The 14,915-nt window shown below is 62.8% G+C and carries 16 protein-coding genes and 1 pseudogene; 5 read left to right on the forward strand and 12 right to left on the reverse strand.

The window, feature by feature from the left end:
* Nucleotides 1-91: 91 nt before the first annotated feature.
* The 3 genes from ILT44_RS18725 to ILT44_RS18735 all read right to left on the reverse strand — a co-directional run bounded on the left by ILT44_RS18725 (nucleotide 92) and on the right by ILT44_RS18735 (nucleotide 3,375).
* Nucleotides 92-466, reverse strand: coding sequence for an Ig-like domain-containing protein (locus ILT44_RS18725; protein WP_204241131.1), 375 nt, complete (start codon nucleotides 464-466; stop codon nucleotides 92-94).
* A gap of 156 nt (nucleotides 467-622) precedes the next feature.
* Complete coding sequence (locus tag ILT44_RS18730; RefSeq protein WP_239468367.1) at nucleotides 623-2,278, reverse strand: arylsulfatase; 1,656 nt, start codon at nucleotides 2,276-2,278, stop codon at nucleotides 623-625.
* A gap of 104 nt (nucleotides 2,279-2,382) precedes the next feature.
* Nucleotides 2,383-3,375: a formylglycine-generating enzyme family protein gene (locus ILT44_RS18735; RefSeq protein ID WP_204241133.1), complete on the reverse strand. Its 993-nt coding sequence runs from the start codon at nucleotides 3,373-3,375 to the stop codon at nucleotides 2,383-2,385.
* Nucleotides 3,376-3,801: 426 nt separating this feature from the next.
* Here ILT44_RS18735 and ILT44_RS18740 point away from each other — a divergent pair, with 426 nt between their 5' ends.
* The 3 genes from ILT44_RS18740 (at nucleotide 3,802) to ILT44_RS18750 (ending at nucleotide 7,599) form a co-directional block, all read left to right on the forward strand.
* Complete coding sequence (locus ILT44_RS18740; protein ID WP_204241134.1) at nucleotides 3,802-5,547, forward strand: sensor histidine kinase; 1,746 nt, start codon at nucleotides 3,802-3,804, stop codon at nucleotides 5,545-5,547.
* A gap of 134 nt (nucleotides 5,548-5,681) precedes the next feature.
* Nucleotides 5,682-6,314, forward strand: a complete 633-nt coding sequence (locus ILT44_RS18745) for a response regulator (RefSeq protein WP_204241135.1) — start codon at nucleotides 5,682-5,684, stop codon at nucleotides 6,312-6,314.
* Between the two features lie 103 nt (nucleotides 6,315-6,417).
* The gene (locus ILT44_RS18750) at nucleotides 6,418-7,599 is read left to right on the forward strand and encodes an AraC family transcriptional regulator (RefSeq protein ID WP_204241136.1); all 1,182 of its coding nucleotides are present in this window, start codon (nucleotides 6,418-6,420) and stop codon (nucleotides 7,597-7,599) included.
* A gap of 66 nt (nucleotides 7,600-7,665) precedes the next feature.
* Here ILT44_RS18750 and ILT44_RS18755 read toward each other — a convergent pair whose 3' ends face one another.
* Both ILT44_RS18755 and ILT44_RS18760 read right to left on the reverse strand, forming a co-directional pair.
* Entirely contained in the window at nucleotides 7,666-7,917 is a 252-nt protein-coding gene (locus ILT44_RS18755; RefSeq protein ID WP_204241137.1) for a hypothetical protein, read from the reverse strand.
* A 340-nt stretch (nucleotides 7,918-8,257) separates the two neighbouring features.
* Nucleotides 8,258-9,004 carry a hypothetical protein gene (locus ILT44_RS18760; protein ID WP_204241138.1) on the reverse strand — a complete coding sequence of 249 codons (747 nt, stop codon included), beginning with the start codon at nucleotides 9,002-9,004 and terminating at the stop codon, nucleotides 8,258-8,260.
* A gap of 557 nt (nucleotides 9,005-9,561) precedes the next feature.
* Here ILT44_RS18760 and ILT44_RS18765 point away from each other — a divergent pair.
* Complete coding sequence (locus ILT44_RS18765) at nucleotides 9,562-9,984, forward strand: hypothetical protein (RefSeq protein ID WP_204241139.1); 423 nt, start codon at nucleotides 9,562-9,564, stop codon at nucleotides 9,982-9,984.
* 239 nt (nucleotides 9,985-10,223) lie between these two features.
* Here the strand turns inward: ILT44_RS18765 and ILT44_RS18770 are convergent, their stop codons facing one another.
* From ILT44_RS18770 to ILT44_RS30980, 3 genes are all read right to left on the reverse strand, one after another.
* Nucleotides 10,224-10,592, reverse strand: a complete 369-nt coding sequence (locus ILT44_RS18770) for a hypothetical protein (RefSeq protein WP_204241140.1) — start codon at nucleotides 10,590-10,592, stop codon at nucleotides 10,224-10,226.
* A 382-nt stretch (nucleotides 10,593-10,974) separates the two neighbouring features.
* Nucleotides 10,975-11,802, reverse strand: coding sequence for an LssY C-terminal domain-containing protein (locus ILT44_RS18775; RefSeq protein WP_204241141.1), 828 nt, complete (start codon nucleotides 11,800-11,802; stop codon nucleotides 10,975-10,977).
* Between the two features lie 75 nt (nucleotides 11,803-11,877).
* Complete coding sequence (locus ILT44_RS30980; RefSeq protein ID WP_204241142.1) at nucleotides 11,878-12,303, reverse strand: helix-turn-helix transcriptional regulator; 426 nt, start codon at nucleotides 12,301-12,303, stop codon at nucleotides 11,878-11,880.
* A 986-nt stretch (nucleotides 12,304-13,289) separates the two neighbouring features.
* Here ILT44_RS30980 and ILT44_RS18785 point away from each other — a divergent pair.
* Nucleotides 13,290-13,532, forward strand: coding sequence for a helix-turn-helix transcriptional regulator (locus ILT44_RS18785; RefSeq protein ID WP_204241143.1), 243 nt, complete (start codon nucleotides 13,290-13,292; stop codon nucleotides 13,530-13,532).
* A gap of 40 nt (nucleotides 13,533-13,572) precedes the next feature.
* Here ILT44_RS18785 and mnhG read toward each other — a convergent pair whose 3' ends face one another.
* From mnhG to ILT44_RS18805, 4 genes and pseudogenes are all read right to left on the reverse strand, one after another.
* Nucleotides 13,573-13,953, reverse strand: coding sequence for a monovalent cation/H(+) antiporter subunit G (mnhG, locus tag ILT44_RS18790; protein WP_204241144.1), 381 nt, complete (start codon nucleotides 13,951-13,953; stop codon nucleotides 13,573-13,575).
* Nucleotides 13,950-14,234, reverse strand: coding sequence for a K+/H+ antiporter subunit F (locus tag ILT44_RS18795; RefSeq protein ID WP_204241145.1), 285 nt, complete (start codon nucleotides 14,232-14,234; stop codon nucleotides 13,950-13,952). Before ILT44_RS18795 ends, mnhG begins: the two co-directional genes overlap by 4 nt.
* Complete coding sequence (locus ILT44_RS18800; RefSeq protein ID WP_204241146.1) at nucleotides 14,231-14,719, reverse strand: Na+/H+ antiporter subunit E; 489 nt, start codon at nucleotides 14,717-14,719, stop codon at nucleotides 14,231-14,233. The genes ILT44_RS18795 and ILT44_RS18800 overlap by 4 nt, the downstream gene beginning before the upstream one ends.
* Nucleotides 14,716-14,915: pseudogene (locus ILT44_RS18805) on the reverse strand (monovalent cation/H+ antiporter subunit D); the annotation flags it as partial. The gene ILT44_RS18800 and the pseudogene ILT44_RS18805, both read right to left, overlap by 4 nt.

Genomic DNA, 14,915 nt, shown 5'->3' on the forward strand with positions numbered 1-14,915 from the left:
CGTGGCGGCTTGGTTCCCTGCGGACGCCGGGATCGCAAGACCCCGGCGTCTCTCGTCGGAGCCGGATGAGCGGCCCTTCTGACCTTTACGGTTACTTCACGGTTACCTTGAAGCTGAGCACCGAGGTGCCGGGCTTCTGGTCCACGCTCTGCCCCTTCGCGGTGATCGCGAAGGCGTCGGGACCGCGGTAGCCCGCAGTGGGCTCATAGGTCCAGGTGTCCTTGTCGACCATCTTCACGGTCCCGTGCTGGGGCCGCTGGCTGATCTCCGAACTGGTGAGCGTGCCTTGCGGGCTGATGTCGGACATGCATCCTTGTCCGGCCTGGACGTCGAAGGCGGCCTCCACGTTCGCCCCCATGATGGCCCGATTGCCGGCGATGACGCACATGGCCGGCGACTGCGCCAGAGCCGGGCCGGCGGACAGAAACGCCAACGGCAGCACTACGAGCGACAATGACTTCTTCATGACAATCTCCTCTCCATTCCTCTGAGTGTCGTCGATGTCAGCCCCTGTCGCGTCCCGCAGGTGTCATTGATGCGACTTGCGGGTCTTCCTGGCTTGCAACCGGCGGGCACCTGGTGTGAGCGGACCTGCCGGTTGATTGTTTTGCCTTAGCTCAGGTCACTGGCCCGGGGTCGCTGCCGGCTTCTTGAGCTGCTCCATCACCTGCTCGAGGTTGTAGCTCGCCGGATCCTGCATTGGTGGGAACTTCCTGTAGGTTTCCAGTTCCTTCAGCCAGAGCGCCTGGCCGATCGGCAGGAGGTTCCAGTCGTAGATGTAGGCCGTGGCTGGTCCTGCGAGTGCACCCGCCATGCTAAAGAGCGTCTTCGCCTGCTGCCCGATCGACGTCTCGAAGGGATCGCGCTTGATGTTGACGACCTGGGTCCAATGGTAGGGGACGACGCCGGTCAGGAACCCGGTTGGTGCATCGGACACCATCGCGAAGTAGATCTTCCAGTTCTTGTAGCGCACCGCGGACGGATCCTTGCCCGAGTAATAGAAGAAGGTGTCGCGGGCCGACTTGTCCGATCTGCCTTCCAGATAAGCACGCTGATTGACGCCATCGAGCGTCGTCTTGACGATCCCAGGATACTCGCCCCTCTCGATCTGCGCCTTCAGGTCGTTGCCCTTGGCTCCGCCAGCGATGTCGACGAACGTCGGCAGCCAGTCGAGGGATGCGAAGATGTCGTTCTTGATCGTTCCCGGCTCGATATGTCCTGGCCAGCGCACGACCAGCGGCGCGCGCATGCCACCCTCCCAGGTGGACAGCTTGCCACCCTTGAAGGGGGTGGTGCCGCCGTCGGGGAAGGTGATCGTCTCGGCGCCGTTGTCAGTGGTGAACACGACGATCGTGTTGTCGAGTTCACCCATCTCCTCAAGCTTCTTCAGCACATAGCCGATGTTGTCGTCCATTTGCTTCATGCCGGCTTCGTTGACGCCCCAATCCTTGCCGCCGGGCTCACCCACCATGGCCATGTACTTGTCCGGCAGCACGGTCGTGACGTGCATGCGGGCGGGGTTATACCAAGCGAAGAACGGCTTCTTGGTCTTCTCGGGGTCGTTGCGGTCGAGGAAGTCGATGAGCTTGGCCGAGATCTCCTCGTCCACGGTCTTCGAGCGCTCGAGCGTCAGCGGCCCTTCATCCTTGCAGGTCTGGTTCGCCGCAGTTCCGTCGGACGACTTGCACCAGAGCACGGGGCGCGGCGGCGTCAGGCACGGGGTGGTCGCGGGATCGACCGCCGCGGGATCCAGGGGTAGCCCGGGGACCGGTGTGCTCCGGCAGACCGGCGCGACCGTCTGCTCGGTCGGCGTCTTGTTGATGTCGGGGAAGCTCACTCCCTGCATGGCGTCGAGGTGGTACAGGTAGCCCCAGAACTCCTGGAACCCGTGCGCGGTCGGCAGCGCATCGGTGTGGTCGCCCAGGTGGTTCTTGCCGAACTCGCCGGTGTTGTAGCCGAGGTCGTGCAGGAACTTGGCGAGTGCGGGTGTGCCGGGCCGCAGATAGGATGGGCTGCCGGGCAGTTGCGGCGGGATCATGCCAGTCCTGAGCGGATGCATGCCAGTGAAGAAGGCGTTGCGACCCGCCGTGCAGCTCTGCTCGGCGTAATAGGTCATGAACTTCGCACCCTCTCGGCCGATGCGGTCGATGTTTGGCGTTTCGCCGACCGCAATGCCCTGATGGTAGATGCTCGGCTGCATCCAGCCGATGTCGTCGCCCATGATGAACAGAATGTTGGGTTTTTGCTGCGGGGCCTGCGCGATGGCCGGAGCGGCCATCGTCACCGAGGCCAGCGCCGTCGCCGCGATCAGGGCAGCTTTGGCCCGCATGCGCCGGATGCGGAAGCGTCCGCCCGGCATTTGTGAGGACGCACGATCACTGGTCATGGGATCTTCCTCTCTCTGATGATGCAGCGGAAGCCGACATGGCTCGTCGAGGTGTCGACCGGCTGCGGGTGACGCGCTGCCGGACGGTAGCGGCGGCAGTAATTGGGCGCGCACAGATGCGAACCGCCCTTCAGCACCCGACGCGGGATCCTGATCCCGGGCTCGCAGGGGGCATAGCTCTGGTCCTCGGTCCCGCCTCGCGGGTTCTCGGGAATGCAGCAGGCCTTCGGTGCATCGGCCGGATGCTTGGGCGTGTAGAAGTCGCTTGTCCATTCCCAAACGTTGCCGATCATGTCGTAGAGGCCGTAGCCGTTGGGCGGGAAGGCCCTCACGGGTGACGTCCGCTCGTAGCCGTCGAGATGCGTGTTCTGGAACGGGAAGGCACCCTGCCACGTGTTGGCCATCTGGCGCCCATTCGGGGTAAACTCATCGCCCCAGGCGAACTCGGCCCCATCGAGCCCGCCGCGGGCCGCGAACTCCCACTCGGCTTCGGTCGGCAGGTCCTTGCCGGCCCATCGGGCATAGGCCACCGCATCGGCATAGGCGATATGCACGACCGGATGTTCGTCCAGACCCTTGATCGATGAGCCCGGACCATAGGGACGGCGCCAGTTCACTCTGGGCTTCAACGCCCACCATTGGCTGAAGTGACGGAGATCGACCGGATAGTCCGGCGGGGTGAACACAAGAGAACCCGCATGGAGCAGGTGCGGCAGGGCACCGGGATAATCCTTCGGGTCGGGCGCAGTTTCCGCGACCGTGATGTGCCCGGTGGCGCGGACGAAGTCACGGAACTGGCGGTTGGTGACCGGCGTGCGGTCAATCCAGAACCCATCGACAGTGACGCGATGGACCGGTGCCTCCTCGGGATAGTGCCGGTCTGACCCCATGTGGAACGTGCTGCCGGGGATCCAGGTCATTCCGTCATGTGCCAGCGGCGGGTCGATGGAGCCGTCCGGCATCGGTGAGAGTAGACCTGCATCAGCCATGGCATCCATCCTCAACGAGGGTGCGCTGTCAGCGTGACGGGCTGGCGCACAAGACCAAGACTCTTCGGTAGGCAGTCATCCTAGACGGATTGTGGGATCTCGCTTGACCACGTGAGCCATCGACTTGACCGATGAGGACAACCGCAAGAACCGTTGCTCCCGTCCTGGGATGTGGCAGTGTCGCCCCTTTCGCGGCCGAGGGTCTATCGGGGTCGATCCTGAAATCGATGGGGGTAGACCCTGATTTATGCCACCTGCCAGTCTCGTGTCCGGATCTGGCGAGCGGGCAGGTCTGCCGGCCTGCACGCCCACATTGTAACAGGTCGACAGCAGACTGGCTCAGGGTTTACCATACGTAATCGGACCGATGGCTCTTGTCGCAACCCCGGTCCCGTTGCGTTGCCCCTGCGGCCGGAGATCGCCGTCATGAGCAATGGCACCGTCCCGGTGGTTGCGCGATCCCTCTCGGGCATGCAGCCTCGTTTGCGGCGGCGGATCGCCTTGACCTTCATGGCCACCACCATTGCTGCATGCCTCGTCGCTGCGGCGCTGTTGCTCTCTCGCGCGGCGGAGGAGCGGCACACGATCGATCACCGTGCGCTGGAGGCGGCCAAGGCGCTCTCCTTCGGGTTCGATCAGGAGGTCGCGGCGGTCAATTATCTCCTCAAGGGATTGTCGAAATCCCCGGCGCTCCTCTCAGGTGACGTCAAGGCCTTCTACGACCAACTCAAAGCCACGCCCGTTCCGGAAGGCTCGTGGCTGGTCCTCAACGACCTCGAGCGGCAGGTCGCCAACACTTTGCGCCCGTACGGATCGCCGCTGCCGCGTCATGTCGATTTCCCGAACTACCGCGAGGCCCTTGAGCGGATCCGGGATCGAAGATGGGCCGTCTCCGGCCGGATGCTTGCTCCATTGAAGGGCAGCATCGTCGTGGCTCTCAGCCTCCGGCTCGACGGTCCGGACGGTCTGATGGACGGGCATCTCACGATCATCCTGACGGAGGTGCGGCTGGGCACGATCCTCGATGACCAGACACTTCCGGCCGGCTGGGTGAAGGGACTCTACGACCGCAAGTTCCAGCCGATCGTGGCCGACAGGGACGGTCACAAAGGGTCGGACCTGCCGGTTCCCGCAGCCCTGGCCAGCCGCCTCGCCGAAGCGGGACCGGACAGCACGATCACGGGAACCATGGAGACCATAGATGACCGTGGGATCCCGGTCTTCGTCACCTACCGTCATTCGGGCGCGACGAACTGGACGAGTGTGGTCACGGTGCCGCTGACCGATCTCAATGCACCAGTCTCCGCCGCATTGTGGCGGATGGCCGGACCGGCATCTCTTCTCCTGCTCGCTGGAGGAATCGCCGCCTGGCTCACGGCCCGCCAAGTTGAGCAGCCGCTCCGAACGCTGTCCGATCAGGTCACCGGGGCGAAGAAGCAGGTCAACGAACTGTCGGGACAGCTGCTCGCCCTCCAGGAAGAGGAGCGGCAGCGAATTGCCCGCGAGCTGCACGATTCTACGGCGCAGCACCTGGTGGCAGCAAACCTCGGACTGGCAGGTCTCGAGAGAACGGTCGTAGTTACTCCGGAAGCCCGCTCCGCATTTGCGGAGATTGAGAACCTGCTCAACGAGGCGCTCCGGGAGCTGCGCATCTTCACTTATCTGCTGCATCCGCCGAATCTGGCAAAGGACGGCCTCCAGGCCACATTGCGGGACTTTGCCGAGGGCTTCGCGGGGCGCACGGGGCTCGTTGCGCGGATTCGGATTCCGGAGGAGGTCGATGAGTTGCCGCTCGAACTCCAGCGGGCGATTCTGCGCGTGGTGCAGGAGGCGCTCACCAACGTTCATCGGCATGCCGATGCTTCGCACGTATCGGTCAAGGCCCGAATTACGTCCGGGCGAGTGATCGTCCGCATCCGCGACGACGGACATGGGATGGTAAGGCGGGACCGGCCGGATGGATCGCTCCGTCTCGGTGTCGGCGTTGCAGGCATGCAGGCGCGCCTGGAGCAGTTCGGCGGCAGCCTGAGAATCCGGACGAGTTGGAGTGGCACCAGCCTCCTCGCGATGGTCCCCTTTCTTCGGACCGGTCGGGCACGGCCAGGGCCCCGACGTATGCGAATGGTGTGGCTGTCAGATCAGGCCGAGGCAGACGGCGAGACCCTCTCCTGAAGTTTCAGGGTCTGCCTCCTGCTGTTTCAGGGTTTCGCTCAGGTGGGCGTCACATCCGGGCAGTGTATCCTGTGTTAGAGATTCGGGCTCACCGGAAAGGGCGCTGTACCGGGTCGCCGGAGGGGAGTCTCGCGATGACGCGCATCCTGATCGCCGACGATCACGACGTGGTCCGCTCCGGAGTCCGGGCCATCTTGGAGGGCCATGAAGGCTGGGAGGTCGTTGGCGAAGCGCGGGATGGCAAAGAGGCCATTGACCAAGCCTTGGCGATCCGGCCCGATATCGTGGTCCTCGACTACGGCCTACCGTTGCTGAACGGTGTCGAGGCCACCCGGCAGATCAAGGCCCGCGTGCCCGGCGTCGAGGTCCTGATCTTCACCATGCACGACACAGACAGCTTGGTCAGGGATGTCCTCGAGGCAGGCGCCCGCGGCTTCCTGCTCAAGTCCGACGCCCGGCAGTTCCTGGTTTCGGCGGTGGAGAGCCTGGCGGCCCATAAGCCGTTCTTCACCGGCAATGTCTCCGAGGCCCTGCTCGAGAGCTACTTGGCGAAGGGATGCACGCACGAGTCCGTGCTGAGCTCGCGCGAGAAGGCTGTGGTGCAGCTCATCGCCGAGGGCAGGACCAACAAGCAGATTGCCGATATCCTTAGTATCAGCACTAAGACCGTCGAGACCCATCGCGCGCTGGCCCTGCGCAAGCTCAACCTCGAAACGACGGCAGCGCTGATCCGCTATGCCATCCGCAACGGGCTTGTGGAGGCCTGATCATGACCCTCGTTCGTGCCGCCGTCGGTATTCCGAGCTGCCGATCCTTCCGGTACCTGATCCAGGATAGAGCAGGGATGCTCCTCGTTGATAGGAGGCTGGCATGAGACCGATGTCCAAACATGTGTTCGTATGCCCTCCTGATCAGGTGGACTTCAGCGGCTTGGCAACGAATGTGCCTGCGCATGGAGCCGCCCGGCAGGCGGGAACGAAAGGTGTGATCCGCATCGGCGTTGCATGTGAAGTCTGTCCCCTCCTGCGCGAGTTCGGGGTGGATCCTGGCGACGTAATCCGTCAGGTCGGCCTGGACCCGGGGCTCTTCGAGGACGAGAACAACATCATTCCGTATGCGGCCCTGGGACGCCTGCTCGCGGCCTGTGTCGTACACACACATTGTCCGCACTTCGGACTTCTTCTCGGCCAGAGAGGAACGCTCTCATCGCTAGGCCCGATCGGAGGCCTGCTGCAACACTCGGCGACAGTGGGTGAGGCCCTGTCGGCCTATGTCAGACACCTGCATCTCCATGACCGTGGTGCTGCCCCTACGCTGCTGGATTACGGGGACGTGGTCGCCTTGGGCTATGCGATCTATGAGCAGGGCGTCGAGGGTCCTGAACAGATCTCGGATGCCGCCATGGCGATGGCAACGAATGTGCTACGGGCGCTGTGTGGGCCGGATTGGGTGCCTGAGGAGGTGCTGCTGCCCCGACGCCTGCCCGCCGATCCGGGACCGTACCGGCGCTTCTTCAAGGCGCCCGTGCGTTTTGATCAGGAAACCGCCACCCTGGTCTTTCCGGCCCGTTGGCTTGACCACCGCATCGTGGGCGCGAACCCGATCTTTCGCCAAGTTTTCGAGGCCCATGTTCGGGAACTTGAGGCCGCCGGAGCGGGCGACTGGAAGGACAGCCTGCGCCGCATGCTGCGAACCGAGATCCTGACGACCCGTTGCTCGGCCGCGACGATTGCGGATCGCTTCGCCGTTCATCGCCGCACCTTGAGCCGGCATCTGCAAGCCGAGGGTGCAGGCTTTCAGAGCCTTGTCAACGAGACCCGATTCGAGATCGCCCGCCAGTTGTTGAGCCAGACCAAGATCCCGCTCAGCGAGATTGCCGTGGCGCTCGGCTATTCCGAGGCGAGCGCCTTCACGCGAGCCTTCCGCCGCTGGGCGGGGCAATCGCCGGCGGCTTGGCGCATGGAACACGGTCCGGGTCGATCCAGTCATCCAGTTGCTGGATCGCAGAACCACAACGGGCGACAGATCAGCAAGGCAGAGATCCGGGGATAGCCTTGATCGAGGGAAGGATGCCGGGCGGGAGACAGCAGCCCCTATTGTTGATCCGAAGAGCGCTCCTCAGCAGTCCGAGCAGATCCCCTTTTCGACCTCACGGTCGATCCGCTTATTTTGCCGTTCCATCTGCTGGGTGGCGATCGCATCATTCGTCGAAAATTCGTTCCGCGGCTGTGTTACCGCTTCCCGTTCGAGGGTCCGTTCCGACGGGATCACGATCTCACCGTCGCGGACTGGAGGATTGGGACCCTGAGCCCAGCCCGGTGTGGTGGTCGCCAGGATGCCGAGTGCGGCGAGCAACATGAGGCGCAGCATTGTCGTCTCTCCTGCATGGAAGCCATTTCAAGGTCAGATTACCACCTGCGGCATGGGTCGGCTTGACGGAAGAGGACAAGAAATCGACCAGTGTGGACATCGAGGCAGATCCAGACGTTGTTCTTGTCCGGCATGCCGCAAGCTCCTGTCCCGAATTGCCAAGTCAGCCTCTCCATCGGTCAAGCACTGGTGTGAAGACGGCAGGCTAGAATGCGGACAGGAGGTTCAGAGACTTTTCAAGGCATCACATGGTGTGCCGCCGCCTGGGCCGCTGCAGGCCACACCCTCCCACACTGCCCGGGATCATGAATTGTCAGTCAACGATCCAGCTTGACCGCTCTCAGAACCGTGCGCTGATGCCGAGGATCGGTCCGTGCTGGAGCATGTCGAACTCGTAGCGCTGGCGTCCTTCGCCCTGGACATAGTCGACATAAAGCGCCCGGTATCCGACTACGCCCGAGAAGGTGACGCCTTGGTAGGTGCCGAGTTCGAATCCGTAGGCGCCGATAGCCTGCCAGGAGAAGTCGCTTCCGACCCCGAACCCTCCGATGTCCCCTCGTAGCTGGAGTTCGTGACCCGGTGCCAACGCATAGCGCACACGGGCTCCGATCATGGGGTCGAGCCAGTCGACCGAGCCGGAACGAGCGAACGCTCTGGCGCCGGTCACCTCGAGATCGCCGACCTCAACCGTGCCCGTCACGCCGAATGACAGATCCCCTTCCTGATACCAGTAGCGGGCGCCGGCGAGGATGTCGAACGCGAGCGGGCCTGAGCGCGCGACCTCGTAGGCGGCACCGATTTCGGCGATGGCCATCTCGATGTCGAGACTGAGGGACGTGCCGAGCGTTCCCGTGATGCCCGGTGCCAGCGTCCGGCTCCGAACATTGTCCCGCTCCACGCCGATCTTGCTCCAGACCACGTTTGCCAGGAGACCGAAGGGACCGTTACGGGCCTCGAAGTCGCCCATTAAGGCCACGAGGGTGTCGCTCTCCTCGACGATGTCGATGAAGCTAGCATCGACCTTCACGGAGCGTCCGCGCACGGTCTGGGTGCCGTCCAACGCGGTGAGCCAGCCATAGGGTGTCAACCGAAAGGTCCAGCTGGGCGGAGCGGGAGCCGCGATCACCGGAACGATAGGAGGCGGTCCCAAGTCTGCGGCTTGCGTATCGCTTATGCTCGCGGCGAGAAGGCCCAGTGGGACAATAATGCCTGACGACAGCCGATGTGAAAGGTACCGCATCGCTCCCCCTTTGGATCGCTAATCCATAACCCCGCCAGCCATGTCATAGCAGCCGAGGTTTCGGTTCAGGTCAAGACACCAATCGACGGCTGTGGTGAGGCCTAGGATGTTTGTCCTTGGATGCTGCCTCCGGTTTCAGTTGAACCGGATACGGCACTGATGTCCGCATTTGGTAAGCGAATGGCCCGAGTGGTCAAGCAGGGCGGCTGGATCAGCCTATGATGTCCTCTGCGCACGTAGTTGGGATCTGTGATGCTTCCAGTAAGCAGAACCCCGTCCGTGGACTGCCTTCGGCATCACGGCTTCTCCAACCAAGGTGTGTACATCGACGTCAAGTGGCATGGGTGGATCCGCAGCGCCTCATGCACGTCGCAGACATCGCACAATGCGGATAGGAGGCTTCCATGAGGACAGTTGCGATTCTCGCCGGGCTCGGTCTTGTGACCTTTGCAGGGCTTGCGGCCGTGCAGGCCCAGCCTAATCCCATTCAGGGTACGCCCGGCTCGCTCTTCCCCTATGCCACTCCGAACGAGGTCCAGATCATCAACGGCGTGCCCTGCCGCACGATTCTCGTCAACGGCACCACGCGGGTTCCGGTGCAGTGCGCCGGCGCGGTTGCGACTGGGACTTTCGATCCGGGCACGACGGGGAGCATTCGTGTCGAGGAGCCGAGCGGACCGGTCATCTCAGGTCGAGCTATTTCGGGCACGCCCGACTCCCTCTTCCCCTACGCCGCTCCTCACGAGATCAAAATGATCAACGGGGTGCCCTGCCGTACCATTCTGGTTGACGGAACCACCAGGGTGCCCGTGGAGTGCGCACGATAAGGAACCATTGGATCTCTGACACGGGAAGGCGAGCCTCCGGTTCGCCGAGCGTGCGAAATAAGGCCCTGCGGTTGTGCTGAATGTGTCAAGACGAACAACCGCAGGGCCCACCTGTGCGCAGGAATCAGGCGCATTCTGCGATTGGCAAGGCTCTGGAGAAATTCTCGGCTCTCGACCGACCGCTGCACAGCATGTCGGGCGCGTTTCGGCGGATCGCCCGAAACGCGCCTCCACTTCGCTTACCTTACCAGGCCTGGCGGGGCGACGTAATCGATCGGCCCGAAGGGATTGCGCGATCCGACAAAGGGGCCGTTGGTGATCGGGTCCGGTAGAAGGTTCAGTCCAAAACGATCACGATTTGGCGCATAGTCCGGGCTCAGTAGATAGGCCTGCGTTTGCGCATAGCCGCTGATGCCACGATTGATCGATCCAACAGGAACCACCGGGCCCGGGTCCAAGTAACTGCGAGGCTTCACCCGCAGGACCAGCGGATTGCCCTGTCCGAGGGATTGTGGGGCCTGCCGCAGACGGCTCTGAGCCGCAGCATCCTGGGGAATGGCCAAAGACGCGACGGCGGCGGTCAGAACGACAATGGTTGCGTAACGCATCGGCAGTTCTCCTCAATACGAGTTAGTCTCGCGGGAGCCCCCATTGCAGACTTCTTGGTGTCACCGGCTGCGTCGATTCATGCACATGCCAACCGATTGTCACGCTTAAGATAGTATCTTGCCTGAAAACGTTGAGCGGCAAGCCCAAGCCTGTTTCAGACACGCCTGCGAGAGAGCCCCATTGGCGCAGTCGGTTGCGAAAGGGCCCCGTTCGGTCTTTCTCCGAACGGGGCTGAGTTTAAGGAGGCCTCGACAAGGGATAAGGGATAGTGCGGGAAGGCCTCCCGACGCTGATCATGCCTGATCGGTAGAGGGCCGCTTTACCGATGAAGACAATCTCTGGACTTTCTGAGACAGGCAGTCTTCCCGAGGATGATTTCCATCAGTTGCCCAGCGTGCTGGCGACGGCATTCCAGATCCCGTCCTTTGCCGTGACAAGTGCCGAATTGGCCAACTCGGTCGGAGGCTGCGACCGCTTCTCTCCCGCTACGACAAGTACGGCCATCCAGATCTCGCCGTCGGTGTAGTAGGGGTCGCCTTCTCCGTTGCGGCCGTTCAGCGTCGGGCCAACCCCGGAGACCTGATAGCGCGTCGTGACCATTCCGGCCCTCACGAGATCATTGATCAGGTGATCGCGTTCGGCGTCGATGTCAGGCGCGATGTGATGGGTGACCTGAGCCGTGTAGCGGCTCAGACCGACACTGCGGTCGAACGTCACCGATCCGAGCCAGACGGGTCGATCTTCATCACCGCTGTCCATGATTTTCCAGAACCGGACATGATGGCGCTGATCGGCACTCGAACCAACGGGCTTCTCGAAGGCGAGGTCCTCCTGCCGCCCCTGATAGAAGAGGGGGCTCACCGGAGCATTGTCGTCGGGCCTATGGAGAAGCACGCTGCCGATGATCCCGATACTGCTTCGCAGCGTGATCGGATCGGCCGGGAACCATCCGGCCGCGTGCATGGCGCGAACGATATCCTCGTGCGAGCCGACAAGGCCGACATTGAGTGGGCCACCAGGGATACCCTGCTTCGTGTGCGTCACCATGGGCCGCCCTGCGAGCCCGCGCTGGTGCTCGTAGTGGGTCCACACCGAAGGCAACACCACATAAGCCAGTAGCGCATAGCCCCCGAGCCCGACGGCCGCAATGAGCAAGCCCTTGCGGATGCGGGAGGCGGCCCGGGTCGTTCCACGATAGGAGCCGGTCATCCCAGATCCTCCAGCGCAGTGGTGATCCGAATCTGGGTCGCGAAATGAGCCTTCTGGATCATGACAACCTCGTGTTCATTCGGGTTTCGCTTTCCGTGGCGGTCCTTCAGCGGAGCGAACTATCGTTTGCCTCCCGGGGAGTCTCGGGCTCCGTTGATGACTCACGCGCCACGCCGAGGGTGACTGCCCGGACCAGTGCCGGAAGGCCCGCGTGAAGGCGCTCGGTTCCGAAAACTTCAGCATGACCGCGACCTGGTTCAGAGCAAGCGCTGTATTGGCCAGCAGGTCACATGCAATCGCGAAACGGATCTCGTCGGCGATCTGCTGGAAAGAAACGCCCTCGAGCGCCAAATGCCGGCTCAGCGTGCGGGGGTGAATCGAGAGGAGGCGGGCGATCTCGCGCGTAGTGCAGGGTCCCTTCAGCAATTCGGTCCGGAGTACTCGACGCAGATCCTCACTGAGGCGGCCCGAATGGCTATCCAACCGCCGCTCGGTTTTCACACCTCGTCTTGAGTCATCCCCGCCGGCCGAGGTCGACGACAACCAAAGTGTCTCTCATGATAAGCCTCGTCCGATTCCATAGCGGTCCGACCTGGCTTTCACCGCCATGAAATTTACCATCATAGGCGTGTCATGCCCGTCTGCTTGATCGATGAGGACTTTCGGTTGCCTGATTGGGACAACCGGCTCCTATCAAATAGTCTCGTCCGGGCACGAAGATCCCCGAGTCGGATTCTTTCGGCGATCAGTGTCCCAAAGCGTCAAGCAGATGGCGATTAAGGTCAAGCGGACGCTGTCAGATGACGTAGTCTCATCCTCATGCAGTGCCCATCGGATAGAACAGCCGGTGTCGCGAAGGAATCCGCAATGGGGATCATGCACGGACGTGTTCGTATGGAGGAGGACAGCTCATGCATTGCTCATCTGCTATCGTCGCCCTGACCGCTATTGTGTTCGTGATCACTCCTATGCCTGCGGATTCTCAACCCCGCTCCCGACAGGTTGGGCAGAGCGGTCCTCTCGTCTTGAGAGTGACGCCGCGCAGCACCTACGGACGCATCCCGCTGTATCTCGCCGATTCGACCTACGTGCCGAGGAACGCCTTCGATCCGATCGAACTTGCCCCTCCACTTGGCCCATCGGCCAATAACATCGCGATCACTCTGCCGGTATCGTCAGCGAGTTGTCGTATCACACAAGTCAACGCGACTCTGTTCGCCAGTTCCGGGTGCCTACAGAAACCACGGTTCTGACAGTAGCGACGGCGATCCGGCGCCAAAGCCTTGTGATGCTTTCTCCTCTCCCTCTCGTTTTCGTGCACGCGGCAAGAGGCTCAGATCCGCCACAGTCTCCCAGGGCCACGTCGACCGACCTTCAATACTGGGGCCAACGTCTCGCTCCAACCGGCCAATCTCTTGCACCCGGCGCGAAAAGGCCTAGATGCAACCATATTGGGCAATTTCAGGACCGAGGCAGAACTCATTCGAATGCCGCCACTCACTCCCGCGCAGTGCCGTGCCGCCCGTGGCCTCCTGGACTGGACCCAGGAGGAACTCGCCGAACGGGCGGACGTCTCGCGCAGCACTATTCGTGACTTCGAGAATGGGCGTCATTTGCTGCACAACGCGACCGCATGCCAGATCGTAGCGGCGTTGGAACGCGGCGGAGCGCTGTTGATCCCGCCCGACGACGCCGGCCCAGGGGTGCGGCTTCGGAAGCCTGTCGGCTAGGGACTGGTCCGCCAGCCGAGGACAACGAAGGCTAGGCCGATCAAGATCCCTCCTGCGGAGGGATGAGATCCTTCACGATCGCGGCCGCTGGAACGTCCCTGCTGCCCTCCGTCCTGTCGCGGTAGAGCGCCGCCCGGACGAGCAGCATCAAGGTCACCGGGGTGGTCAGGGTGACGAACACGGCGATCAGGATCTCGTGAACGACCGGACGTGCTTCGAGCACGCTGAAGTATAGCGCAGACCCGACCAGGATGCTCCCCATTCCGAGACTTGTGCCGAGAGTGGGTGCATGAACCCGGGCGTAGAATGTCCCGAGCCGCAGCAGACCAAGCGATCCGATCAGTGTGATGGTTGCTCCCACCAATATGAAGAGCGACGTCAGCAGCGCCGCCCAGGCGGGAATTGCGTCGGCCACGTTCATTCGATGACCTCTCCGCGCATGAGGAACTTGGCGAGCGCCACGGTCGAGACAAAACCGAGAAGGCCGATGATGAGGGCCACTTCGAAATACAGCGTGCTCCCGGTACGGATACCGAACGTCAGCAAAAGCAGCATCGCGTTCACGTAGAGCGTGTCCAGCCCGAGGATGCGATCCTGCGCCCGCGGACCCGCGACGACACGGAAGGTGGCGCAACACATGGCCAGGCCGAGCAGAACCTGGGCGATGGTGATGGCCCAACTGAGGATGACGAGAGCGCTCATTCGAAGATCTCCATCAGCATCCGCTCATAGCGGCCCTTGATCGTCCTGATCCACACCGTCTCGTCGACCAGGTCCAGCACGTGCAGCAGCAGGGTGCCCTTGGCGGCGTCGTAGCTCACCCAAGTCGTGCCCGGGGTCGAGGTGATGATGATGGAAAGAACCGCGAGCCCGTTGCGGCTGCGCAGGTCGAGGGGGATCGTCATGAAGCCCGCATTCACCCCAGGCTCCCGGGAGCGCACGATGATCCGACCGACGGCGACGTTCGAGCGGAGAATGTCGAGCAGCACGAGGCCAGCGAGTCGCAGGATCGTGCCGGGTCGACGGATTCGAGGCTTCTCGGGCCGCAGGGCCGCCATCATCCATGACGCGAGGATGGCGATCACGCTTCCCAGGATGACATGGCCGGCCGAAACGCTCTGGTTCAGCAGAAGCCACAGGGCGACCAGAGCGGCCGACAGCAGAGGATACGGCAGAAGCCAGCTCACGGGCGTGCCTCCCCATTGGTAGATCCAACCCTCTGTGCGCCCAGCACGCCCTCGACGTAGTCCTTCGGGGTGTGAAGTGCCTTCGTCGTCGCCTCCATGTAGCGCATGGCGGGACCGCCGCCGACGGTGAGGCCGAGGCAGAGCAGCAGAAGGGCGAGCACAGGAGCCATCTCGATGATGCGCACCCGAGGAACGC

Origin of the sequence: Microvirga arvi, from assembly GCF_016892765.1 — a bacterium.
GTDB lineage: Bacteria > Pseudomonadota > Alphaproteobacteria > Rhizobiales > Beijerinckiaceae > Microvirga > Microvirga arvi.